Source organism: Photorhabdus sp. RM96S, assembly GCF_042879335.1.
GTDB lineage: Bacteria > Pseudomonadota > Gammaproteobacteria > Enterobacterales > Enterobacteriaceae > Photorhabdus > Photorhabdus kayaii.
This window is the reverse complement of sequence record NZ_JBHFKT010000012.1, coordinates 69,544-95,968: the sequence shown is the minus strand read 5'-3', so window position 1 is coordinate 95,968 and position 26,425 is coordinate 69,544. Positions and strand designations below refer to the sequence as shown.

At 40.9% G+C, this 26,425-nt stretch carries 12 protein-coding genes; all 12 read right to left on the bottom strand.

The window, feature by feature from the left end; genetic code table 11:
* Positions 1-2: 2 nt before the first annotated feature.
* The gene (locus ACGF49_RS09490) at positions 3-554 is read right to left on the bottom strand and encodes a hypothetical protein (RefSeq protein WP_271859171.1); all 552 of its coding nucleotides are present in this window, start codon (positions 552-554) and stop codon (positions 3-5) included.
* Positions 523-1,386 carry a DUF692 family multinuclear iron-containing protein gene (locus ACGF49_RS09485; RefSeq protein WP_271866100.1) on the bottom strand — a complete coding sequence of 288 codons (864 nt, stop codon included), beginning with the start codon at positions 1,384-1,386 and terminating at the stop codon, positions 523-525. The genes ACGF49_RS09490 and ACGF49_RS09485 overlap by 32 nt, the downstream gene beginning before the upstream one ends.
* A 40-nt stretch (positions 1,387-1,426) precedes the next feature.
* Positions 1,427-3,193, bottom strand: coding sequence for a B12-binding domain-containing radical SAM protein (locus ACGF49_RS09480; RefSeq protein WP_271859172.1), 1,767 nt, complete (start codon positions 3,191-3,193; stop codon positions 1,427-1,429).
* A 258-nt stretch (positions 3,194-3,451) separates the two neighbouring features.
* On the bottom strand, positions 3,452-3,574 hold the full coding sequence (locus ACGF49_RS09475) for a hypothetical protein (protein ID WP_258152180.1): 123 nt from the start codon (positions 3,572-3,574) through the stop codon (positions 3,452-3,454).
* A 672-nt stretch (positions 3,575-4,246) separates the two neighbouring features.
* On the bottom strand, positions 4,247-5,080 hold the full coding sequence (locus ACGF49_RS09470; RefSeq protein WP_271859173.1) for a cupin-like domain-containing protein: 834 nt from the start codon (positions 5,078-5,080) through the stop codon (positions 4,247-4,249).
* Between the two features lie 123 nt (positions 5,081-5,203).
* Entirely contained in the window at positions 5,204-7,627 is a 2,424-nt protein-coding gene (locus tag ACGF49_RS09465; RefSeq protein WP_387490699.1) for an acylase, read from the bottom strand.
* 2 nt (positions 7,628-7,629) lie between these two features.
* Complete coding sequence (locus ACGF49_RS09460) at positions 7,630-8,586, bottom strand: TauD/TfdA family dioxygenase (RefSeq protein WP_228899654.1); 957 nt, start codon at positions 8,584-8,586, stop codon at positions 7,630-7,632.
* Between the two features lie 60 nt (positions 8,587-8,646).
* On the bottom strand, positions 8,647-9,390 hold the full coding sequence (locus ACGF49_RS09455) for an aspartyl/asparaginyl beta-hydroxylase domain-containing protein (protein ID WP_112894430.1): 744 nt from the start codon (positions 9,388-9,390) through the stop codon (positions 8,647-8,649).
* A gap of 237 nt (positions 9,391-9,627) precedes the next feature.
* Positions 9,628-11,295 carry a cyclic peptide export ABC transporter gene (locus ACGF49_RS09450; protein WP_387490695.1) on the bottom strand — a complete coding sequence of 556 codons (1,668 nt, stop codon included), beginning with the start codon at positions 11,293-11,295 and terminating at the stop codon, positions 9,628-9,630.
* Between the two features lie 40 nt (positions 11,296-11,335).
* Positions 11,336-13,213, bottom strand: coding sequence for a thioesterase domain-containing protein (locus ACGF49_RS09445; RefSeq protein ID WP_113041433.1), 1,878 nt, complete (start codon positions 13,211-13,213; stop codon positions 11,336-11,338).
* The gene (locus tag ACGF49_RS09440) at positions 13,210-23,022 is read right to left on the bottom strand and encodes a non-ribosomal peptide synthetase (RefSeq protein ID WP_113041434.1); all 9,813 of its coding nucleotides are present in this window, start codon (positions 23,020-23,022) and stop codon (positions 13,210-13,212) included. Before ACGF49_RS09440 ends, ACGF49_RS09445 begins: the two co-directional genes overlap by 4 nt.
* The gene (locus tag ACGF49_RS09435; protein WP_271859182.1) at positions 23,019-26,423 is read right to left on the bottom strand and encodes an amino acid adenylation domain-containing protein; all 3,405 of its coding nucleotides are present in this window, start codon (positions 26,421-26,423) and stop codon (positions 23,019-23,021) included. Before ACGF49_RS09435 ends, ACGF49_RS09440 begins: the two co-directional genes overlap by 4 nt.
* Positions 26,424-26,425: the final 2 nt, after the last annotated feature.

Below are 26,425 nucleotides of genomic sequence, written 5' to 3'. Positions count from 1 at the left end.
CTTTACACGCTCTCCTTGTAGATTACACCCGGCTCAGTCAGTATTGTCCTATATAAAAATGAAGGAGCAGAAGCACGAGCGTAAAACATAATACTCAAATAGAGTGACTCTAGATCATAAGGTACCAAAATGTTCTTTTTATCCTTATTATCTTTACTATAAATATAATGTCTCCCTGGATGTTGATTCACATAATCTTCGTAGTCCAGTAATTCGACAAAGAGTTCATTACCTGAACTTTTTATATTGTTATAGAAAATATTACATGATGCTGTTGAAATACTATGGCTTGTAGAAGCTTTTATATGAAATTCATCAAAAACATCAATCAAAACACATTCATTAGAAAGAGAAAGAATATATTTCGAAACATAAATCCACCGTTTATGAATCGCACGAGTTATATCTAAAAACCGTCTGACTCTATCAAATAACAAGTGATTTTCTGCAATGGTTTGGTTGATATTAAACTCTACTAAAGCTCTTCCAGAATAAAGATTCGACATTCTCTCTAAGCTATCTTCATTCAGATGCAAATCTTGGTGACGTTTCATAAATAGCCTCCCAAATGCTATTAATGTTTAGTTTTTCAACTTGATGGTTAGCACCTTCTTGTTCAAGTAACGTGTTTTCTAGTCGTTTGCACCGTGATTTACACTGTTTATATAACGAGATCAAATCCTCATCAAATGGATCTGAATGCTGATCTAACCACACCGATACCCCTCTCCATTTCCATTTTTTCATCCCGGAAATATGTATCGTTATAATTTTATCCCAAATTACATTATCCATATCAGGCAGAACAGTTGCATCGGACTCAAGTGTTCGGCAATACCCAATATAATGCCCTAAATCGAAAGCAAAATAAGCCTTTGATTCTTCACAAAGTTTAACATAATAATCCCAAAAGTTTATATCGCCTAATTCGCTATACACGGGTGGGTTTTCCAAAGCAATCTCTTTTTCAAAAAACTCTCGTGCAAACAAAATATTTTTTGCAGTTACCAAAATACCTTCCTCATTAAGTGCAGGATTCGTTTGATGAGGTCCTAGAAAAAGATCTCCACAACGCCATATACCAATATCCTCTTCTAGATAGGAAATAGGTAGTTTTTTTATCAATTTTTTTAAACTAAGCATTTCTTCCTTAATAAGCTTACCTGAAAAATTGATATCAACTGGATGAAAAGAGATCGTCATGTTACCCATATTAGCCATCGCGACAATTTCATCATCAAACTCATCCCATACCCTTGCCCCCAGACTAAAATGCCCAATTTTATGAAAGATGCTATTCCTATCTTTATTTTTTTCATGATAAACGAAACGAAGTTTTTCAATATCACCACTCACACCAATACACATGTCTTTTATCTCATCCATTGATTCCCCCAATCACTAATCTAATTTAAGAAAAAACTTATCATTGTGTATTATTGCCGTCCACGCTTTGTATCATCACAATTTCTCCTCTTCTTCCACCAACACCTACTGTTTCAATACCAAAATATTTTTTACTTATTCCAAAAAAACGGGTGTTCTCTTTTATGGTGTTGCTTATCACATCTGTGTAGATATTAAAATCTTTGACTGCGGAATTCATATCAGAGAGATCATTTGCATGACAAAGTTCCCACAATACTTTAAATGGAATGTGCCTCAAATATACATTCCTTAACGAAAGAGAAGAAGATAACAATTTATTTTTTCTATTGTTTCTTATTACCTCCAAATTTAATGATATCGCCTCTTCTAACTGATGAAGCCAAGGCTTAGCAAATTTATCGATGAATAAATGATAAATCTTTTTTACCCCATTATCACTAATAAGCTCTCGACTGTTAGGCAGCCTATTTAAACTGAATAATTTTCCTAGCTTTTTTTCGAGATCAATTCTAACTGGAGTACCAGGATACAACATCATTAAATTAAAATAATGATCAAGGGACTCATGTTCAGCCATACCAGATTTGATCAAAAATGTCAGATTCTCGATAATCTCAGTTTTTGTTTGATCATGGTAAAACATGATAAAATCTAATCCAATATCAATTTTATTTTCTTGTAACGCCCTAATAGCATCGATATTCTCCTGTACTGTCACACGTTTATTCATATATTTGAGTTGAGTTTGAGAACCTGATTCAACACCCATCTCAACTAACCTTAACCCCTCTTTAGCCAGAGTAGGTAATTCTTCTCGTAGACGAAGTAAATAGCGAACTGTAGAAGAAGAGCTCCATGTAATATCACCATTTCCAATCTGATGTAACCCTTTAGAAAAGGCTAATACTCTATCTTTCTTCACAAAAAAATTCGCATCCATCATATAGACATGCTGGAAATCGTACTTTTCGCATGCTTCTTTAATCCAATTAACCAAAATATCAGCATCCACAGCACGCCATCTGGGGCCTTCTGCATCTGCGGCAATAATCGCACAAAATGAACAAGTTAGTGGACAACCTCTACTACTGGTAAACGCGATAGCTTTTCTTTTTCGTCCATCCCGTCTGTCAGTAAAAATCAAATTTTGCAAGCGTTCTGAATCATATTCCATGAGAGGGTTTACCCACTCCTCTGAAGGAAGTTGGTATTTCTCAACTCTACTTACCTGCAACTGATCATTTCTGTCGAAATAGACAGCATTCACTATATTTTTTCTAAAATACTCAAAATACAAATAATTCTCTGCTGGTATTGATTCACCATACAGCTTTTTAAACTGCTGGAAAATCTCCGCCAGAATTTTTACAGAATATTCTCCCTCCCCTTTAAAAGCCACACTATAAATATCTCTCCCAGTTTGCATAAAATTTTCTGCGGCTAAACTTATATGCGGACCACCGCAAAAAAGGAGAGAGTTAGGGATTAGATTTTTAATTATTTTCCCCCAAACTAATGCTGTATCAACATGGCTACTATAAATAGAAATCCCAACAATATCTGGTTTCCACTCAATTAAATCAGCTAATTCCTCTGTTCTGTCCTGAGTTAAATCTGAATAATCAAATATTTTGGTCTTGACAAAATTTGTATTTTTCTTAATATATGCGGAAATATTCTGAAGACCCAAAGGCATGATGACCTGCGGCCCTTCTCCATAAGGCAATGCAATTAATGCCAAGCGAATATTATTTTCACAGGACACTATATTATGGCAGTGTAAACCTCTGAACACTTTGTTCATATGAAAATATTCCATCATGAGTTACTTGGCATAATGTGAAAAAAAGTGGATATCTTTCAGCAAGTCGAATAGCCAAATTACTATCCTCAAAACTTTTCATAACCAATATTTTTTTTAGTTTTACCATTAATTCACCATTATGGAAAAAACAAAAACCTAGGTCTTCCAGACAGATAATATCATCCTTAACTTTTAAATACATATTTTCAAGCCCTTAGTGTAGCCTTACTCCTTATAAAAAGGAGTAAGGCTAAAAAATTAAAATTCAGGTGCTGTCTTACCCCCGATCGCTTCATAATCTACTTCAACAACAGCTGTCTCAATATCCATATCAGAAGCAATTTCTTCAAGAATTTCTATGTTTGTTACTTGAGTGATCATAGATACATCCTCCATTGTTATTTATGTGTAATGCAAAATTGGAATTTTCATTACACATAAGTATTGTAGGTTTTTTTTGGCTGTCAAGTCGTTATTGTATTTAAATGTTAATATTCAAAATACAAATAGTCATGGTTATCATTACATGAAACTATTACTTGTAATCACCGATCATACACTGAACCTTAAGTATTAAACCTCTCAAAAATACCCTCCAACATATTGTCTTTATTGGATTTTATTTGTTGAAACTTCAACGCGTTTTCAAGCTGATTCCATTCAATCAATTCAGTTTTTAACTGAGAACTTCGTTGAAGTTACACCTGCGATTTTTCATGCCATTCCATATGGTGCTTCATTAAAAGCTGGCGATCCCGTTATTGGTACAACTGGACAACCTGCCACGTTTCTGCTCAATTCCGCTAAATGGCCAGTAATTGGAATAAAGATAAGCAGAGATAATAAATCATCGTTACACACATCAATTTATTGATATGCTGGGTTTCCATACTACATCATGGTCGTAGACGCAATATTAGGACGTTCACGACCATGTACCGGCAAGAGGAATTTATTAACCGTGTTGGGTGGATTCATTACTTATTATTTGAAAAAGAAGAAACCGTCACTGAATTTTTCCATTCGAGAGTGACGGCTTAAGCAGAATTCAGGTTAACTTAACTCAGGAATCAACATACGAATAAAATTTGCTTGTTCCGGTGATATATCGTCGTCGTTGTTTATGGAATGCTTAACAAGCTCCAAGTTCGTGTCATTAATAAAATTTTCAGTGATTGAAATTCCTGCCACCAAATTTTTAACTTGATGATAGTGTGTACAAGGCGTGAAAACAATATCACCAGGATTCTGTATACAATGAATTCCTTGAGCATGAATGAAATCGGGATATAAGACCAGATCAGGGTTAAAAGCATCAACTTTGCCATAACCTATTTTCATTGCCTCTTCCGGCCCATAAAATATCCACTCTTTTCGACCACTAATCACCGCATTCCAAGCATGAGTAGAAGCAATATCCAAGTGCATACGAGAGCCACTATTTTTAGGCCCCATATATATCCAGCGAAGTAATAGTAATGCTGCTTCATTATGCAAAATATCGTCTGAAACACGTTGACGAATTAAGCAAGAAAAGTAGTCAGGCACCTCATAATCATTCACCAACGCTTTAAAATAGAGCGAAAACGGCCACGCAGAGGCGTAATAAGGATCAGGGTCTTCCACATCTTTTATATAATCAATATAGTCACCAAGAGACATATATTTATTATCTTTATTATTTGATGATCGAAATACTTTTATCAGGTGATGACCAAATTTTTGCTGAAAATAGTCCCATGTCCACTTTGTTCTTGCTACCCACTGTTCAGCGCCTCCTCGAATAATAAAAGGGACTCTATTCAGCATACAAGCAAACACATCCTCTATGGATGGCTCGGTGAACTCTACGCATTTCTGATAACCAGAATTAGAAAAATCTATCATATTTATATCGTTCCAAAGAATAAATAGTCTTTTCTATAACTGACTGAAATAACCAGCCAGTTATAATGCTTATGTTAAAAACATCAAAAAATTTCTTGTGAACCAGTGCCAAGCAATCTTAACTTAATGTTGGATAATTAATTCCGAAATAGTTGATTGCTGAACTTCTTCTAACCCATAAGGCAACGGCAATAGCTGTTTATAATGAGAATAATATCTGCTCTGATCTGCAAAATGAGGCGAATCAATATCAGAAGATTGCGAATAAGTGAGTAACCCGCGCGCATTAGGCCCTTGTTGATCAAATGCCACCAACATTATCCAACTAGAACCATAACGAATATGATATCCTTGATCAGTTAGCTCCGATTCCAATACTTCACCACTCACCACATCATTACCCACAGTATAATGATGTTTAGGAAATAGGGTTTCATCCCCATCCCATGTCGCGATCATATTAAAGCCGCCTTCTTCTTGAAATAATCCCGGCCAACTCATGCGATTACCTGCCGGTTTACCGTCAGGTGCGGTACTTTCAATAAATTGAAATTTACTTACCGGAGTATCTAAAGCCAGCCCCGTATTCTTCACATTAGCAACCGCCCGTGCTAACAAGGTAACAAGCTCTTCACTTTGTTTTAATTGGCGTGGCGTTGTTGCCGGGTGGGCTATATCAAACGGTACGGCAAAATGTTTTTGCTGATCAATTAAAAACGCTAATTCACGGAATATAATCGCGCCCCGACTATCCGCATTAAATTCACCGTTCCATTGTGATAGCAATTGACATGCCAGAGTAATATCCACCTTCATGCCATTCACCAATTTAATTAATCGGTTCTGTGTTTTATCACATAAGGAAATCACATCTTTTAATATCAGTTCAGCTAAATATGAACGCTCAGAGAATAACGCCCTCTCTAACTCCATGAGAGAAAATCGCTTATTATCACCCGCCGCATCCTCTATTAGTTGCAACCCCATACGAGTTCTGAACGACAGGGGTTTTTGTTCATTACCAAGAAGTGGAGAAAAACCTTCGAGCAAATGTTCCAGGTTCGTTGCCCAGTGAGAACCATTGGAATTTTGTACATAGGATGTTTCCACAAGTTGTGGGATCTGATCATAACCCAAGGCTTCGGTAAAAATCATTGATGATGCGTTACCCGGTAAAATAGTCACGCCATACTTCTCACGTGCCGCCGCTAGGGTTTCGTTATCATTCAATAATTGAATAGCTTCAAGAGATAATGCCGGTACAGCTCTATCACCAATAAAAATACCAACGCCTTCTTTACCGGTTAACAACGTGTTATTAAAAGCCAAGCCATTAAAATCTTTATAAGATTGTTTTGCATCGGCAAGACTATCCGCTCGATTCAACGCCAACCAATGATCAATCATATTAAGATTGTAAAGATTGACATCTTTCACGACATAAAATTCAGACTCGGACCAAACAAAGTCTTCATTTTCAATAATGGGCCCAATATCAGTATAAAAATGATCTTTCGTGACAGTTTTAATACCGCTATCGGTTTTGACGTCAATATGAATTGGCTTCGACATTACCGGTTTAATAACGCCATCAATCACATAATTGAGCGGATTGTTAGCAGCAGTTTGCATTTTGTAAACAATGACATGTTCAGCCGATGAATAAGTATGAGTCCAGGCAATGTTGTGATTAAATCCAATATTAACAATACCCGGGAAACCAATTAAAGACGCTCCCATAACATCAATATTTCCGTTCATGACATGATGCACTTGCCAAAAACGCATGTTGCCTTCATAAGGAAAATGGGGGTTCGCCAATAACATGCTATTGACCTCTTCAACTTTGTCACGGCCTAATGCCCAACCATTCGAACCAATGGAATAACCATCATTCCTAGATATATTTAAAGACAATTGTTTTTGATCATCTTTATTGGGATCAGCAGCATAATAATCAGCAAGAAATTGAGCAGAACCAGGAAATACCGCTATAGAAAACACATATGCCAGTACATCCTCACGTTGAATAGGTACTACCCATTCCTTATCTCGACAAGCTTTTGGTAAGGTATAACGCCCTTCCTTTACATGGGACAGGTAGGTATTATAACCTGCAACAAATCCATCAATAATTACCTGTGAATCAGTACTTAATTGCGGCCATTTTTCACGCGCCTGTTCCACCAAAGCTAAAGCTTTATAGCCGAAGTCCTGAATTAAATTCAGTGAGTCACCCACCTGATCTCTATCAGCACCAAAGAAACGCGCACGCTCCCCTCGAATGCGCACATAATTATCCGCCATAATGCATATATTATCTTGTGCCTGAGCATAAGCATTGCCAAAACTCAAGCTTCCCAAGTCTTGCGCATAAATATGAGGAACACCATAATGAGTACGAACAATTTTCGCTTCAAATGCTGTCGTCGTCTTTGCTGAATAACTTTTAAATCCGCCACAACTTATTGTCAACAAAATAGTTGACAGTAATGTGATTGTTTTAAATGATATTGTTTTAAATAATACTGTTTTAAATGATGTCATTTTTATTTTGCCCTTAATGTGCCTGTATAAAAGCAATCTCTGGCTTTGAATTTTGATTCCAATATTAATGCTCTGAGTAACCAACGATCATAACCATCGTATCGAGGTTCATATTCGCTACGCGCATGAGCGACTTTACGGTTATCAAATAGCAACATTTCTCCAGGAGATAATATAAAAGTCTCTCTATTTTCATTAATACACTGATTTAACTTTTCCAACGCGGCTTCTGCCTTTGGTGTTAAACAACGCATATAAGCTGGGTCAAATATCATTTCTGGCTCTTCATGTTGACTTAATATAGCAACACGACGGCGGCCAGCAATATTCGACACAAAGGTTGGATCGACATCGATCTCAAAGTTTGGTTCTTGCAATTCAGCAATGGTTTCAGCATCCAAATGAATATTCTTTGTTTGAAATAAGTAGGTTTCGGCATTTATATCGCCACGCAGACAATATAAAGCAACCCAGTCTGCTTTTGCATCATGGAAACCATCTTCAACATGCCATTCCAAAAACTCTTTATTTGTGCCTACTTGCATATTCTTATATTGTTCCATTGGAAAGACATCATCGATAAAATTAAAGTTCTTTTTATTGACAAACGAATAAATATACCCAATTCGAGATAAGAGCGTTGATATCAAAGTACGAACACCCGCTACCTCAGAACTATTTGTTTGTTCATAAGATAAAGGCGTTAAGCCAAGATCATCAGGGACAGGCAATCCCTTTATCAACAAATAATTTTCATTTTCTAACGCTCGAAAATCAAATAGTTTTTTCTGTAAACGCACAGGCAAATTAAATGATTGATAAAAACATTTCCAATAAAAATCTTCGAAATTATCAATGTCATATTTTAGAGAAGACTTTAAAAATGCCTGCTTTAAATATGTCTGTTCTGCTGAGTCAAGCTCAAAAATGAAGTCATCAAACTCTTGAATATCAGACACGATGCACTGCCCTTTTCTATTCATAATAGGCTGTCCTTCTTGAAATCCATTGGGTATAAACTAACCAAAAAGTTTACGAATACCGGTAATGATCAAAACCAGTGCTTCTCGTTCTGCAAATGATAAATTGGGATGCCAGATATCCATTAATAAACAAATTCTATGTTTATCTGAACGGTTATAAGCTTCATGCTGATAAGAGTAATCAAAAAGTAAACACTCTCCTTCTTTCCAACATCTGGCTTCATTCGCAACAATGATCTCACAATTGCTAGCAGGAATATCGACCGCAAAATGTAAATTAAGGGTGAAATTCCATAAATCACAATGCGGTTTAATCACCGTACCTGGTTGCAACACCGAAAAATGAACTTCCAATAGAGGACAATGCCAATCCCGTAATTCATTATTAAAAATATGCCATGTAGCAGGCAAAATATTGGCAACTGCGTTATTAGGCTGACCATTTTTAAATAAATATAATGCTTTCCAATCTTTTTGCGTTCCCAAATAGTGCTCATAATCGGTGATATATTGGGACTCACCACTGATGACTGCGTTAATTTCCTGTTTTATTTTACCCGCATTATTCATCAATGAGGTGACTAACGGTTGCAACTGCGGAAACGAATTCGTATCCAACCACGGCGTGGTAGAAAGACCGGGCATGATATATTTGGCATCTGCTTGTAATGGCGCTCTTTGTTGTAGTAAAGGATAAAACATATCCTCTACTCTTTTTAAACAGTCACTCCCATATTTTTCTCTAATTCCAGCCAATTGATCTTCAAATAGTTCTAACATGATAACCTCCTGATATTTATGCTTTATACCCATCATCTTTCAAGCTGCCTCTTTGTTGGCTGCACTCGCTCACCCCGGTCACATAGTTATCTATGCTCCCGGGGATTCTCTCCTTTGCCGCCGCGATGCATCTTGAAATCCATAGGGTATATACCCATCATCTTTCAAGCTGCCTCTTTGTTGGCTGCACTCCTTTGCCGCCACGATCCATCTTGAAATCCATAGGGTATATTATGATTACATCTTAGCAATAGCGGGCTCTAAAGCAGTATTTTCTACTTTATCGGGGTGTACGTTGATTTCAATATTATCTACCAAACCATTATCCATCGTGATAACTCTGTCGGCGATATGAAAATATTTATCATCATGACTAATAACAATGATCGTTTTTCCATTGCGCTTCATTTCAGGAAGTAATTCATGATAGAAAAATTTTCTATAATTAGGGTCCTGATCGGCTGCCCATTCGTCAAACAAATAAATAGGCGCATCTTCCATATAAGAGATAACCAGCGCTAAGCGCTTACGTTGACCATGAGAAAGCTTAGTTGTGGATAATCTACCATCTTTAACCGTGACTTTTTCTGCTAAATCCAATTTTTTCAGATATTGACGAGTTAATTCATCATCGGCAAGTTCACCTTTTCGATTAATTACTGTATCAAATAGATAAAAATCCGAATGAATAACACTGTACATATTCAGATAATTCTCTAGGTTATCTTTATTAACCACCTTATCATCTATGAAAATATCACCTTCAGATTTATTCAATAAGCCAATCAACAATTTGGCAAAAGTTGACTTACCGCTGCCATTACCGCCTTTAATAAGGATAATTTCGCCGCGCTGAATATCCAGATTAATCGGCCCAACAGAAAAACAGTTCCCTTCACCGGCATACTTAAAGCTAATGGAACGCAGGGAAATTCGAGACCATTCTTTATATTCTTCTGGGTTGGTTAACGTCGGCTCCATTGATAAGTTTTCAGAAAACCTCAAGCGATCAATCTTACGCAGAGAGATGAGCGCTTTTACTATGGTTTCCTGTGAGGACAGGATAAAATCAACAGGCCCCAGTAAAAAGGTCATAATAAAGATAAAGGTGAGAATATCGTTACTTTCCCCTATACCCCACATCACATGAGAAAATAAAATAGTACCAAGGACCAGAAATAATAGTATTTGCCCCCAATTCTCATTCAATTTCCAGAAAATTTCTGATTTAAGATCAGAGTCATTAATCTTTTCTAATGATGGTAAAACACCCCGATTAAAAAATGAATGTTTACGCTTTTCATTGTTATTAAGCTCTTTAACCCCATCCACCAGGCTTTTAAACTGCTCATGAAGATTATCATAATCATCACGATATATCTCATCATAAGCTTCGGCTTTGCGGATGAAATAACGCGAAACCAAAATCCCTAATGGCAGAATTACCAGCGTGACCATAAATAGTTCAATCGATTTGAATGCCAGAAAACCTAAACATGCAATCACTGTAATGACATGATAAATAAACTGCGGCATGGTAGAAATAGCCCTGGAAATATCACCGACATCAGATGTTAAGCTAGCCTGAACTTTATGTCCTCCGATACTATCCAAAATGGCATAAGGGGTATTCAAGATACGTTTCACTAAGGTACTACGAACTTCAAAAATAATTTTGATACTTAACTTTGTCATTAGGTAATTAGCAAAAGAGCTCACAATAAATAAACATGCTAGCCCGATAAAGAACCTAACTGTCCATGATAATAAGTCAGCACTAATCTGCTCCAATGCATCATCGGTAATCAAGGAAATTAACCAAATACTAAAGAAAGCGCTAAAAGCACCAACAATACTATTAAAAATAATTTTTAACCGATTGGCTTTAACCAAATCAGAGATCATCGAGATTAACTCCTAAATAAGATTTTATTATTGCCAGACTTTAACAATCTTTACTTTGCCATAAAGTGATATTCCATCCCCCCATAAAACCTCGGCTAACTGTTTTTGACGTTAACCAAAAACAGTGTTGATAAAGAGTATCATCACCATTAATTTGCAAAATCAACACCTTATAGCCTTTGTCATAAATATCTGTTTTTAACCGCCCTAGCAGTTGTTTAAGCTGATCATCAAAAAAACGATCAAAGTTATAAATAACCACATTGTTTTCATTAAATTGATAATTATTTACCTCGGTCTGTATTATCTCAATGTGATTTTTTTTATTTATAATGTTAATATTTTTCTGTGCAATTAACGCCAATGATTCAACAATTTCTACTCCGGTAATCTTGCTAAAATTGTAATTAGATGCACATATAATCGCCCGCCCTTTACCACATCCCAAATCGACAAATTCAAAGTCACTGTACTCGATCGGCAGAGATATTAATGCCTTATGAATCACACTGTAATGAGCAGGCATAAAGTAAGTGCCATCGTAAGAATTGATATGACATTTATCGTCAAAAGCAATTCCATCAGTTTGAACACCTAAATATTGATCTTGGCTATCTTGTTGATCAATCCAGTTAAAAATTTCATCAGGTTTCGTGATGCCAAAAATAATCCATAATAAGTGATATAGCTCTTCTCCTTGTTGTACCTGAATTTTATGATCCAATATCGCCTTAGCGATAGCGATTGCGGGTTCCTCGCTGGTTACGCACGCCATTAATAAATCCGTGCTGATTTCAATCTCACTATAAAAATCATATTGTTTATACATTGCATCATCAGCGTTGAAATCAATATGTACACGGCCATCCGCTATTTCAATAAACCAACACCCGACCTGTGATATTCTCACTCGGTGACAATGATTGATGTCATTTACAGGCCGATAAATATCGGCCCGATATTGCACAATGTCGAGCAACTCTTGATAGGTTAAATTCGATTTTTTGAATGCAGGCTCTGGCCGGTAACGTTGTCGTAATATAGCTTCGGCCAGAGATTCAACGTCACCCGGTTTTAATATTGAATAATGATCACCACTTACCATGCCACAAATAATCGGTTGTGTGACATAATCTTGTAAGGATGCAATAATTTTCTCTTTTTCTGCCCGTAGTTGTATAGAAGTTTCGCAATAAATGAATGTCATCTTGCCCTTTAACCTAGCCGATGGCACATAATTGCAAACCATCATAGAGTTGCGTTTATAAACTTCAATAAAGCTTTCTAGGGCTTCACCTTCAATGCCTTGAGCTAACTCGGCACTGACTCCATCGATCTCCTCGCGGGTATAAGGCTGTTGCTCATAGGCGGTCAGAAAACTATCAAGCGTTATCAAGTCAACCGTTTTTCCTTCATTTTCCAACAATAAAGCGACCTCGAAAGCAACACATGCCCCCACACAATCACCCATCAATCGATAATGCGCTTGAGGATAAGTTTGCAAAAGCAATACCGCATAACGTTCAGCCAATGTTTTGACAGTCACTGTTTTCCCTTCCAAGAATAGGGAAGTTGCGTCAAATACTTTGAGGCAGAAATCGTTTTTTATTTCTCGGGCTAAATCAATAAAAGATGAGACTGGAGCACCTGCGCCAGGAACCAAAAATAATGGCGTTCGGTCAGCGCCCAATGACACCAATTTAATGGCGTCATCGGGCACCAAAAAAGCAATAATTTCAGCTTTATTGGCAATCACTAGGTTTTTTAGTTCAGGGGTAAAAACGCAACCTGACATGACTTTAAAACCTAATTTGCCGTGCTCAACAAATAACTGCACCCCCGCAGCCGAAGTTTGACGAATAATATCAACGATTCGCATTATTCCACCTGATTTATCCGCGTCTATTTTTATCATCATAACCAGCCTTCTTCCGCCACAGCGTTATCTCCCTGATTGGCTAGTTCAACCTGTTGCAACTGCTTACGTTCAATGATCAGTGCCAGCATGGCTAGATCACTGGCCGTCATGATATCGGCAACGCTTACCGCTACAGCAAAAGTCTGTTGTATCTGATGTAAAAACCTTAACAAGGTTAAGGAGTTCCCTCCCAACTCGATAAAAGACGCGGTTAAATTCACCATGCTTAACGGTAATTTCAGTGCATCGGCACACAGTTGTACCAATTGTTTTTCAATTTCAGTTTCTGCAACACGCTCTAACCCACTCTTAATGCAAGGTTTTGGCTCAGGTAGGGCAGCAAAATTCACTTTACCATTAGCCGTGGTTGGTATAGCGGCTATCACGGCATATAGGGTTGGCACCATATATTCTGGTAATCGGGTTTTCAGTTGTTCTCTTATCAAGGGGATGACAACATCCGTTTCGGCGCCCTCTGGCATCACTAGCCAAGTACATAGCTGTTTTTCGCCGGTTGCATCGACTGTCACTCGCACAATACTTGTCGCCACGCTATCAATCGCTGACAGTGCTGACTCTATTTCGCGGGTTTCGATACGAAAACCTCTGATCTTGACCTGATTATCAAGACGACCGACATAAACCAGTTCACCTTCGTTATTCCAATAAACACGATCACCGGTTTTATATAAGCGTACTGTTTGTTCCGGCAAGATAGCCATTTCAATAAACTGTGCCGCATTTTGCTCTGGGTTATTCACATAACCTAAGCTTAAAGCATCACCCGCAATGTAGAGTTCACCAATAACATTTGGCGGCACCAATCCACCCTGAGAATCCAAAACATAGGTCTGACAATGCGCCAAAGGACGTCCTATCGGCACCACTGAGTTTGTTGAGGTATCGAGTTGTGTGACATCAATGGCGGTTGCCACAATGGTTGTTTCTGTCGGTCCATACGTGTTGAATAAACGGATCTTTCCGTCTGTTTTTTGTTGCCATAACGCCAATAACTCCATTCGCATGGCTTCACCACCCACGATGCATATCTTCAAATGCTTAACCAGTTGCTCAACATCGTCGGCAGTTAACTGATACGTCCATTCATGCCATAAAGCTGTGGGTACTGAAATCAGTGTGACTTTTTGTGCATCAATGATCTGACATAACTGTTTAACGCTATACGCTGTTTTATGGCTATCCAGAACCAGACAACCACCGGAAAATACCGACAACATTAATTCTTCGATAAAAATATCAAAACCAATGTTGGCAATTTGCAATACACGGGCAGAATTTGTCGGATAACAGCGTTGAACCGCCTCATAATAGCTCAGTAAATTGTGATGACTGATCTTAATGCCTTTAGGCGTACCCGTTGAACCCGAGGTATACATGATATAAGCAACACGCTCTTGCGCTGATAATGCTACGTCTTGTGTCACAACCGCAGTATCAACCGATTCAATCTCATCAACCATAACAATACGCTGTTTATCAACAGGCAAAGTGTGGCTTTCAGAACGCTGTGAAACAATAAGCTGAATATCAGCATCATTAATAATATGGGCAATGCGTTCTGTTGGATAATCGGTTGCCAATGGCACAAACGTTGCGTTCGCCTTCAAAATAGCCAAGACACTAATCACCACCTCAGGACGACTTGATAAATAAATACCCACCGTATCATTTACCCCAATTCCCCGCGCAGCAAGGAGTGCCGCCAGCTTGTCAGCCGCTAACGCCAACTGAGCATAATTCATGCTTCCCCAAGGCCCTGACAAGGCCACTTCATCAGGTATCTGATGCACAACTCGGGCAAATAATTGCGTCAGAGATGGGCAATCATTAGCAATAGATGACGGATTATGGGCTAATTGTTGCAAGTGTTGGATTTGACCTGATGCCAGATAATCCGCATGCCCCAAGCGATGATGTTGTGAAACTAACATCGATTTTATTGCCGTTTCATAATAGGCTAATACTTGACCTGCCTGATGTGCTCCAAACACCGATTGTGTCAACGCTAATTGCAGAACCAGAAAACCGTTAGCTGAACTATGATGGCAAACAAAATCATAACCATAGTCAACTCGTTCATATTCATGATCATAAGCCTGCTCAGGCTCAACATCTTGCGTTGTCTGTAACTCATCAGACACATGAAAATCGACATAGTTAAACAAAGCGCCAGAGTAATCACACTTGAATTCCTCTTGCATCATAGCAACCGGATAATGCCGATAAGGCCAACTTGCCGTGCTATATTCGGTTAATTGCTGAATCAATGACGCCCAGGTTTGTTGATGGATATCGGCATTAACTGGCGGCGTATTTAAGAATAATCCAAGACAAGATTCAGCGCCTTCTACTTCAAGTCTCCCGTGGCTTACCACCGAACTGGTTATGGAATCAGTGCCATTGACTTTCGCCAATACATAAACATGTACCGCCAACAGCAATGTGCGCAACGGCACTTTTAAGCGCATCGCAAGTTGTTGCAAATCGTCATGTAAATAAGATAGCTCAAGGCGAACAGAATAATGTTGTGTTGACCCTTTGCTGGTCCAGTCAGGCAATACCGCAGCGTTGGCTATGTTCTGCCAATAGGCTTTGTGTTCAGGATCATCAATAGCAGCCAGTTCTTCAGCAATGTATTCACCGTAATGCGGTAAGTCAGCTCTTGGTGGAATAGAACCGCCAGACAACACCGATAAATAGTTCTCCATAAACTCAACTTTTAGGTTGGCGACACTCCAACCATCAAGAATGGCGTGTTGATGGGACAAAACCAGAGCAAATGTATTATTAGCATCAATAAATACATTAACTCGCCACATTAATTCATTTTCAGCAAAAAAGTGGCTATTTTCCTGTGCTAAACAGTGCGCTAATTGATGCTCAAATTCCTGCACGGAAAGGTGGCGACAATCATTAAGCGTAACCGGCAAAGCAATCGTTTTATGAATATATTGCAATGCTCTTCCTAATTCGAAGTTGTATGTCGCACGCAATAACTCATGGCGCTGTACTATGGCATTAAATGCCTGACGAAACGTTTGTTCACTCCATACAGCATCAATCGAGTAATGTTCTACAATGTGGTAACTTTTATCTTTTAGCTGATGATAAATAGACCCCATTTGCAAACTCGACAATGAATATGCATCATCCAATGCGGATGGCGCCTTTAATGCCGCCCGTTCGTCATCTGTGAGTAATGAAAAAGCGTGATAAGCATCTTTAGAAGAGACATTTTTGTTGTTTAAATCAGGTAACTGCTGCGTTATTTCATGAATACTTTGATAGGCCAAAATATCTTTTACATTGAGTGCCAACCCCGCCTGTTTAGCCATTGCAACAACACGCACAATTAATATTGAGTCACCACCCAAAGCAAAGAAATTATCGTAACGACTCACTTTCTCCTGCTTCAAAACAACCGCAAAAATAGAGGCTAATGTTCTTTCAACGTCATTTTGTGGCGCAACATATTCAGTACTGGTAAAAGCGCTGGCTTCCGGTGCAGGGAGTTTTTCTTTATCCACTTTTCCGGTAATCGTCATCGGGAAAACATTCAGACAGACAAATGCACTGGGGATCATGTAATGAGGTAATTGATGCCGTAGCTGTTCTCTGATCTGTTCAACCAATAACGGTTGTGGCGTTTGAAGATAAGCAATAATTTGTTTATTACCCTGCTCAATTTCCCGCACCACGGCAATAGCATTCTGCACATCAGGCAATGCACGAAGCTTGGCATCAATTTCAGCCAGTTCAATACGAAATCCACGCAGTTTTATTTGATCATCATTACGCCCTAAAAACGCCAGCGTTCCATCAGATTTTAATCTCGCTTGATCACCTGTGTGATAAATGTAACCACAACGACCAGAAAGGTTGTCTTTAACAAATTTTTGTTGCGTTAATTCGCTATTGCGGTTGTAACCTCTTGCCAAACCTGGGCCGCCTACCGCAATTTCACCCATCACGCCCATAGGCACAGGCTCGCCATAAGCATCAAGGATATAAATGTGGGTGTTGGCAAACGGCGTACCAATGGGAACATAGGCATCATCAGGCAAAGAGAGATGGGTCACATCACCGTAACTGGCATCAATCACTGATTCTGTTTGTCCATAAATATTGAAACAACGGGCATCGGTATGCATCAGTTTTTGCAAGCGGTTCAAATCACGACCATACCAAGCTTCGGAACCCACTAATATATGGCGCAGTGAATTCAATCGGCCCCTGTTTTGTTCAGCATAATCGAGTAAATTTCTCAGAATGACCGGCACAAAGTCACCAAACGTCACTTGTTGTTGTTCGATAAGCTGATACAAAGCCTCTGTGGTAATTAAATCCGACTTGCGGCAAATCACCAAGCGGCCACCGGTGGTCAAGCTCTTAACGATATCACCCAGAAAAATATCTACAGCCAAACCCGCCATTTGTAATACGGTTGGCGGCTTCTGGAATAAACCAAATACGGCATCCCAACCATACAAACGCGCAATCATCGCCGTGTGTTCAACCATCACGCCCTTGGGATGACCCGTTGTTCCTGAGGTGTAAGTCATGTAAGCCAAATTGGTCGCGGTTGAATGACTCTGCGTCACCGCAATATGGGTCTCAATCCGTGACTGGCTTAATATTTCATCCAATCTCCAGACGTTGTACGCCGAAGCCACCTCAGTAGGCAAACGCTGAATATCATCAACCACAACTAATGGCGCACCGCTATTTTGAAGAATGTATTCAATCCGCTGCAATGGCTGATCAGCATCAAATGGCACATAGGCTAAACCCGCCTTCAAGATGCCAAGTACAGTAATCACCGAGGCCGCAGTTCGCTCCATGCAAACCGCAATAAAGGAATCCGGTGTATAACCTTTGCCCAACAAAAAGTGAGCGACCTGATTCGCTTGAGCATTCACTTGCCGGTAAGTGAGATGAAGCTCGCCGTCAATAACCGCTATTTGTTCTGGACTCCGTTCCATTTGTTCTTCAAACAATTGATGAATGCACTTATCAGCCGGATAAGGCTGCCAATTGTCATTGATATCGACCAACAGATATTGTCTTTCCTGCTCAGTTAACACCGGCAGTTTCGTCAAAGGAGCCGTTTGATATTGCTCACTCACTAATGCAGACAATAAAGTCAGGAACCGTTGGCTGAATCGGGTTATTGTTGACCGTTCGAATAGTTCACAGTTGTATTCAAAACTAAAATCAAGAGTGTCCTCACTTTCACTGGCATCTAAGGTCAAATCGAACTGAGCCGTGACATGTTCGCTATCAAGGTACTCAAATTCGACGTCGCTCAATTGCAATACCTTGGATTCATTGGTATCCATCGAGAATACAATTTGGAATAGCGGCGAATAACTTGTACTCCGCTCCGGCTGCATTTTTTCAACCAACAATTCAAACGGCAGTAACTGATGCGCTTGAGCATCAATATTAACTTGGCGAATATGTGACAGATATTCAGCAAAAGTGAGATCGGCTTGGTATTGGGTGCGCAGCACGAGCATATTGACGAAAAAGCCGATAAGCGGTTCAACTTCCGCCTGCAAACGATTCGCAACCGGCGTCCCGATGACAATATCCTTGCTTTGTCCATGACGGGCAAGTAACAAGGTAAATGCCGCATGCAATACCACAAACAGGCTCGTATTATGTTGACCGGCAAGCGATTTAAGCCCAATCAAAAGAAACTTATCAGTACTAAATTCAAATAACCCACCACGGCTGCCAAGTTGTAATGGACGCGGGTAATCCAACGGTAAGTCGTGTACCGGAGGCAATTCATGAAGCTGAGTTAGCCAGTAGTTAAGATCCGTTTGTAACGTTTCACCCTGTAGTTGTTGCCGTTGCCAGACAGCATAATCTTTATATTGAATGGGTAGCGATGGCAAAGCCGGTTGCTGACTGCCTTCAAGCAGTTGGCGGTATATGTCGACAAATTCATCAGCAAGCACTTTGATTGACCAACCATCTGATGCAATATGGTGCATGTTGAAGACCATAACACATTGATCTTCGGCTATCTTCAGATAGGCCGCTCGCAGCATGACATCGTTAGCTAAATCAAATACCTGCTCCGCGTGCTGCTGAATAAATTCTTGTACCTGCTGCTGACAACTTTTTTCTCCAAGGCTTTGATAGTCAATCCGGTCGATCTTCACGATTACTTTGTCCAGCACTTCCTGCCATGCACCGGCGGTATCATGCCGATAGACAGTTCGCAGCACCTGGTGGCGTTGGACAATCATGTTTATCGCACGTTCAGCGATAGCGAGATTGAAATCCCCTTTGACGGTTAATGCCAGCGGCATATTATATTGAGGCGTTTGCCCATCTAATTGGTCAATAAACCAAAGCCGTTGCTGGGAAAACGACAATGGAAGCCGCGCCATTTCAGCGACAGGCGTAATTGGCGCTATCGCTGCATTGCCGCGAGTTGCTCTTTGTTGTTCAACGATCAATTGCGCCAGTTCCGCCAAGGTTTGGCTTTCAAAGACAACCCGAACAGAGATCGATACGGCCAAGGTTTTCTGGATCTCCGATACCAACTTAATCGCCAACAGGGAATGTCCCCCTAGCTTGAAAAAGTTATCGGTACGGCTCACTTTAGGATGGCCTAACAACTGCTGCCACATATCAGCCAGTTGTTCCTCCAGTTCTCCCTTCGGTAGGCAATAATTCTCAGGCAACGGTTCTTGCGTCTCTACACTCAGCAACGCTTTGTAATCGACTTTTCCGTTGACCGTCATTGGAATACTGGCTAGCAAAATAAAGGCATTAGGGACCATATATTCCGGCAAGGTTTGGCTGATTTGTTCCTTCAGCGCAGCTGGCTCCAGCGGCGCATCAGCAACGTAATATGCAATCAGTTGTTTGTTGCCGTTAAGCTCATCAACCGTAACAACTGCCTGCCTTACCCCCTCAATCGCAATAAGTTGGCTCTCAATCTCACCTGGCTCAATACGGAAACCTCGAATTTTTATCTGACTATCCTTGCGCCCGATATATTCAATCTCACCATGAACATTAAACCTCACCAGATCGCCGGTTCGGTAAAGCCGCTCAACCTCACCGTCGAAAAAAGCAATCTGAATAAAACTTCTCTGCTGCTCCTCAAGTCTGTTTAAGTAACCGCGGGAAACACCTTTACCGCCAACAACTAATTCACCAATGACGCCTTGTGGCACCAAATTCAAACGCTCATCAACAATATAGGCTTTAACATGACCACATACCTTGCCAATGGGAACCGATTGCTCAATCTGCAACGCAGATTCAATCAAGTAGTAACTCGCCAAGACGGTTGTTTCGGTCGGCCCATAGGTATTCATCACCGGAGGACGGTTTGCTGATGCGAACCAATGTCTGACAATTTCAGCATTAATGGCTTCACCGCCAACGATAACCAACCGTAGTGTGTCAGGCACCAAAGCGTCGCCACTACTCACCTGATGCCAAAAGGCAGTGGGTAAGCTCATTACAGTGATGTTGTGCTGATGACACTGTTGCCAAAATAGGTCAGCGCTGTTAAGCCAATCATCGTTCCTCAATACCAGAGTGGCCCCTGCACTTAGGGTGACAAAACACTCTTCAATGGAAATATCAAATGCAAATGAGGAGAACTGTAATATGTTGTCGTCAGGTTTAACGGCATACATTGCCAATGCTGCCGCCACAAAATGGCTCAACTGCGAATGCTCTACCATGACCCCTTTAGGTTTGCCCGTCGATCCGGAGGTATACATAACGTAGGCAAGTTGATCCAAACTATGGTTGATATTTGGATTATCCGATGCAGCCTCTGAAAATTGTTCCATTTCCGCAGCTAACCGCTCAACAATGACATTCAGTTCAGCAAACTTGTCTGCATATGTGTTGTTGGTCAACACGATCGCCGGCCGGCAATCCGCAATAATGTGATTAATTCGGGATTGAGGGTTGTCAACGTCAATGGGGGTGTAAGCGGCGCCTGCTTTCAGTACCGCCAATATACTGACAATCATCTCAGGGGAACGAGGTAAACATAACGCGACAATATTGCCCGGCCTAACCCCCTTTTCGATGAGGTGATGCGCCAATCGGTTAGCCCGCTGGTTTAACTCGCGATATGTCAGGGTTTGCTTTTCTCCTGCAACCTGCCATACCAAAGCAGTCGCATCGGATCTTTGTGCTGCCTGACGTTCAAATCGGCATTGCACAGATTCTGTCGTTGTTGCGATAGAAGACGGTATCGCCAATTGTTGATCTAAACGACGTTTCTCGTCTTCATCTAACAACGCTAAAGAGTCTAATGTTTTATAAGGATTTTCGGCGATATCAATCAACAAGACTTCAAATGATTTGAGTAACCTTGCAATCGTGTGTTCATGGAATAGGCTACTGTTGTATACCACTTCAAACAGAATCGTGTCACTGTCATCAATCGCATCGAGTTCCAAATCAAATTTAGAGAATGATTCACCCGAAGATACCGGCGTAAACACCACGTCATCCAATCGCGATTCACTGGCCTCAGTCGTATCCATTGTGAACATGAACTGGAATATCGGTGAATAAGCGATGTTCCGACTCACCGCCAATTTCTCCACGAGAACATCAAACGGCAAATCCTGATTCATTTGTGCTTCAATGTTGACTTGCTTTACATGCTGCATAAACTGCATGAAATCAACTTTGCCCTGATATTCGGTTCTCAGCACCAGCGTATTGACAAACAACCCTATCAGTGGCTGCAACTCTTTTTGTTTACGGTTGGTGGCCGGCGTACCAATGACAATATCTGTTTGCTGGCTATAGCGAGCAATAAATACTGAGAATGCAGCGTGCAATAACATAAACAGGGTCGCACCGGCATTGCCTGCATGCTGACGCAACATTGCCGAAGGCTGCCGATCCAATCGGAATCGCACCTTAACACCATAGTTGGTCTGTTTTACCGGCCGCTGAAAATCTAATGGAAATTGGTGAACTTGCGGTATATCCGCTAATTTTTGTTGCCAATAATCAAGTTGCGCATCAAACACCCCATCAGCAATCCATGACTGCTGAGTGTAAGCATAATCTGCATATTGTACCGGCAATACTGGCAAGGATTCCGGCAGATTTTGCTTAATCGCTTGATAATGAGCGACAAATTCTTCCATCAATAGAGAGAAAGATAATCCGTCTCCCGCAATATGGTGCAAATTGATGATAAGGAATTGCCGCTGAATATCAGTGGTAAAAAAGTCGATCCGCACCATGAGATCTTTTTGTAAGTCAAACTGAGCAGAAACATACTGATAAAGTATCGCTTTCAGCTCGGCAGGTTCACATGTCAAGTGCCGAACATTGATTTTTGCCTTAACATTTGACTGAATCTCCTGCCATACCTCTCCCTGTTCTTCTCGGTAAACTGAGCGCAACACTTCATGGCGTTCGACAATTCGTTGCATGACTTTTTCAGCAATCGTTAAATCGAATGCGCCACTCACTTCCAACACCGTCGCCATATTGTAATGTTCGCTGCTGCCAAAGAGCTGGTCGATGAACCACAGGCGTTGTTGTGCAAAAGAAAGAGGTAATCGAGTCAACCCTCTGTCGACAGTCTTGATCGGTAATGGATTTGATTGTTGCCCTTGCAGATAGGCAATAATTTCTACCTTATGCGCTCTCAACTCAGTCAGTATATCTTGCGATACCGCGCCTTTAGGCGCGTTTAACTTAAGCGAATCAGATTCAAGGTATACCATAATGTCTTGCTGTTTTAAGTCAGCTAAAAATGCGGCGATATTCACAGTTCAACGACCTCCCTTTCTTCCCCACTCTGTTTCTGTTGTTCGGCAAGCTGCTGCTCAACATACTGTGCTAAAGCAAACAGCGTGTCATAGACGTAAAAATCCTTCACGGACAGTTCGATCTTCAATTCTTCGCTGATGGCACTGCCGAGTTTGACAAATTGCAGTGAGTGAATACCGAGCTGTACAAACCGAGCCCCAATATTGATTGGCGTCAACCCAAGCTCCCGATGGAACAATCCAGCTAACTGCTTTTCAGTTGCCGTTTCTGGTGATGTAAAAGGCTCCTTAGCGATATTTTCCATGCTTGGCGCAGGCAGGGCGTTACGATTAACTTTGCCATTCTCAGTCAATGGCATTTCCGGCAATAACACATAGAAGCTAGGCCACATAAACTCCGGCAAGATGCGCTCGACTTTATCGCGCTGTGCACGTATGTCGAGCATCGACGGAGCCACCAAATAAGCCACCAAGGATTGCCGCAGCTTGTCATCCTGTCTCACACAAACCACAGCATCCGTTACATCAAAATTAGCGCGGATACAGTGCTCAATTTCACCCAATTCGAGACGAAAACCGCGCAATTTCACTTGAAAATCATTTCGGCCAATGTAAGCAATTTCGCCTGTTGGCAACACTTTCACTAAATCACCGGTGCGATATAGCCGTTCGCGGTTACCTTTAGCGTCCACATGATCAATAAAACGTTCAGCCGTCAGTTCTGGACGGTTCAAATACCCTTTTGCGAGTCCGACACCACCAACATGCAGTTCTCCAACTACACCAACCGGACATTGGGAGCGATCTTTTGCCAACACATAAAGTGACACATGGGGAGCGGGACGACCAATCGTGACTGGCTCCGTCGCCTTTTCAAAAAGTTTCAACGAAGACCATACCGTGGTTTCCGTTGGCCCATATTCGTTGACAAGCGTTGCCTGAGGCTGATATTGGAAATGTTTTGTCTTTACGTTGTCCGACAAATTTTCACCGGCGCAAATCACCTTACGGAGTGAATGTCCTGCAAGGTAATCAAGCATGGCATCGTAGAAACTGGGAATAAAAAGAGCGTGGCTAATTTGTTGACTGTCTATAATCTTCGCCACATGCGATGCATCTTTCGCATCCTGAGGGGCCATTAAATGCAACGTTGCACCGCTGCCAAGCCCCCAATATATCGCCGGAACCGATGAATCAAAAGCAAATGATGAAACCAGTAAAAATTTCTCCGGCACTATCGAGTATGAATTAAACCGCCCAACAGTGGATGCTCTCAACGCCCCATGCTGGATCATCACCCCTTTAGGATTACCCGTCGAACCCGAGGTATAAATGACATAGGCGAGGGACTCCGCTGTCACACTTGAGGTCAACATCGGTTCAGTACGGGGCTGGGCAGCAATTTCAGTATCATCAAGCAAGATAGTGCAAACGCGACTCGTTGGTAAATCGACCTTATCGATACTCTCGTTATCGACGATAACCAAATCAACATTGCTGTCAGCCAAGATAAAATTTAACCGCGCCACAGAATAAGTGGAGTCCAATGGCAAATAAGCACACCCTGCTTTCAATATCGCTAGCATGCTGACAACAAAGTCAATGCCAGGCGCCATCAAAATCGCAACCAACGGGTTGTTGTCGGCACCTTTAGTCAATAATAATTGGGCGATCTGATTAGCCCTTGCATCAAGTTCAGCAAAACTGAGGCTTTGATCCTGATAGCGAATTGCCACTCGCTCAGGATATTCAGCCGCCCGCTGTTGAATAAGCCGATGCACAAAAGGTTGCTCCTCAGGCAGTTGCCAAGCTGATTGATGAGATTTGTCCAACACAGCTTGTTCCTGCTTACTGACGATCACCAATTGATTAATTGGCCTATCACCATTGACCACAATGTGCGCTAACAACAACTGCATATTTTCGGCAAAACGGGCGATGGTGTCTGAATTAAAGAGCCCTTGATTAAACTCAAAAATCAGTGACAGTTCGTCCTTATCTTCTGCTGCGGTTAAGGTCAAATCAAACTGCGTTTGTCCCCTTTGCTCCATAACCTCTTCAAATTCAACATTAGCAAGTTCTAGCTGTTGAGATTCATAATTTTGCATTGAGAAAAGCACTTGGAATAAGGGAGTAAACGCAGTGCTTTGTCCAGCTAACAACTTCTCAACCAATAATTCGAATGGAATGGCTTGATTGCTCTGTGCATCAAGGTGCACCTGCCTTGCACTCTTCAACAACTCATTGAATGTCAGCGTCGATGTACAATCCAAACGCAATACGAGCGTATTGAGGAAACAGCCAATTAGCGACTCCAGCTTCTGTACCGGTCGACTTGTAATAGGTGTCCCAATAACCACATCCGGGTTATCACTGTAGCGAGCCAGCATCACCGCAAAAGCGGTATGCAACAGCATGAATAACGTGGCATTTGAATCCACAGCTAATCGCTTAAGTTTACTCACCATCTCCATGGGTATCTTTTGCGTGTGTATTGCGCTACGCATATCCAATTTTTGAGGGCGAGCATAATCCAACGGCAATTCATGAACCAATGGCAAGTCAGCTAACTGTTGTTGCCAATATTGCAACTGCTCGTCAAACATTTGCTGAGTTTCAGCTTGATTCTGCCAGTAGGCATAGTCCGAGTATTGCAGTTCAAGCTCAGTCAACAAAGCCGGTTTACCATGAACAATTTGCTGATAAAGAAGGGTAAATTCATCAACTAATATCGCCAAAGACCAACCATCAGCAGCAATATGGTGCAAATCAAAAAACAATACGCCGGCCAACGGCTTATCAGATGTATCTGATTTTAGATCAGATGCCAGATAAGCCACTCTTAGCGGTAAATCCCTACTTAAATCAAATATTCTCTGTTTCTGTCCCTCCAGCCAATCCTCTATGTGTTGCTGTTGGTCAACATCATCGGCAAGGGTGTCTTTGTCTATCTGGAAAACATAGTCGCTCAACACGACTTGTTCGAGCATGCCCTGTGATTCCTGATAAACCGTTCGTAAAATTTCATGTCGCTTAAGAATGGCATCTATCGCCTGGCTTGCGGCTGCCAAGGAAAATTGACCATATAAATTGAACGCGGTTGAAATCTTATACTGACGTTCAATAATAGTAGAAACCTGTTCGACCAGCCAAAAACGGCGCTGTGCAAAGGATAACGGAGCCTTGGTAAGGTGCCGACGTTGTAATAACGAAAACTTCTGTTGCCCCCCGACTTCTGCATAAGAGAGAAAATCAATAATGGCTTGTTTGTTTTGTTTAATAAATTTTCCCTGTTCAGGTGTGATGGCACCCGGAGCAGACTGAGATTTTAGCGTCCCATTTTCAACAAAAAGACGAACTTCCTGCTCGGACAATCTATCAATAAAGCCTTTTAGGTTCATAA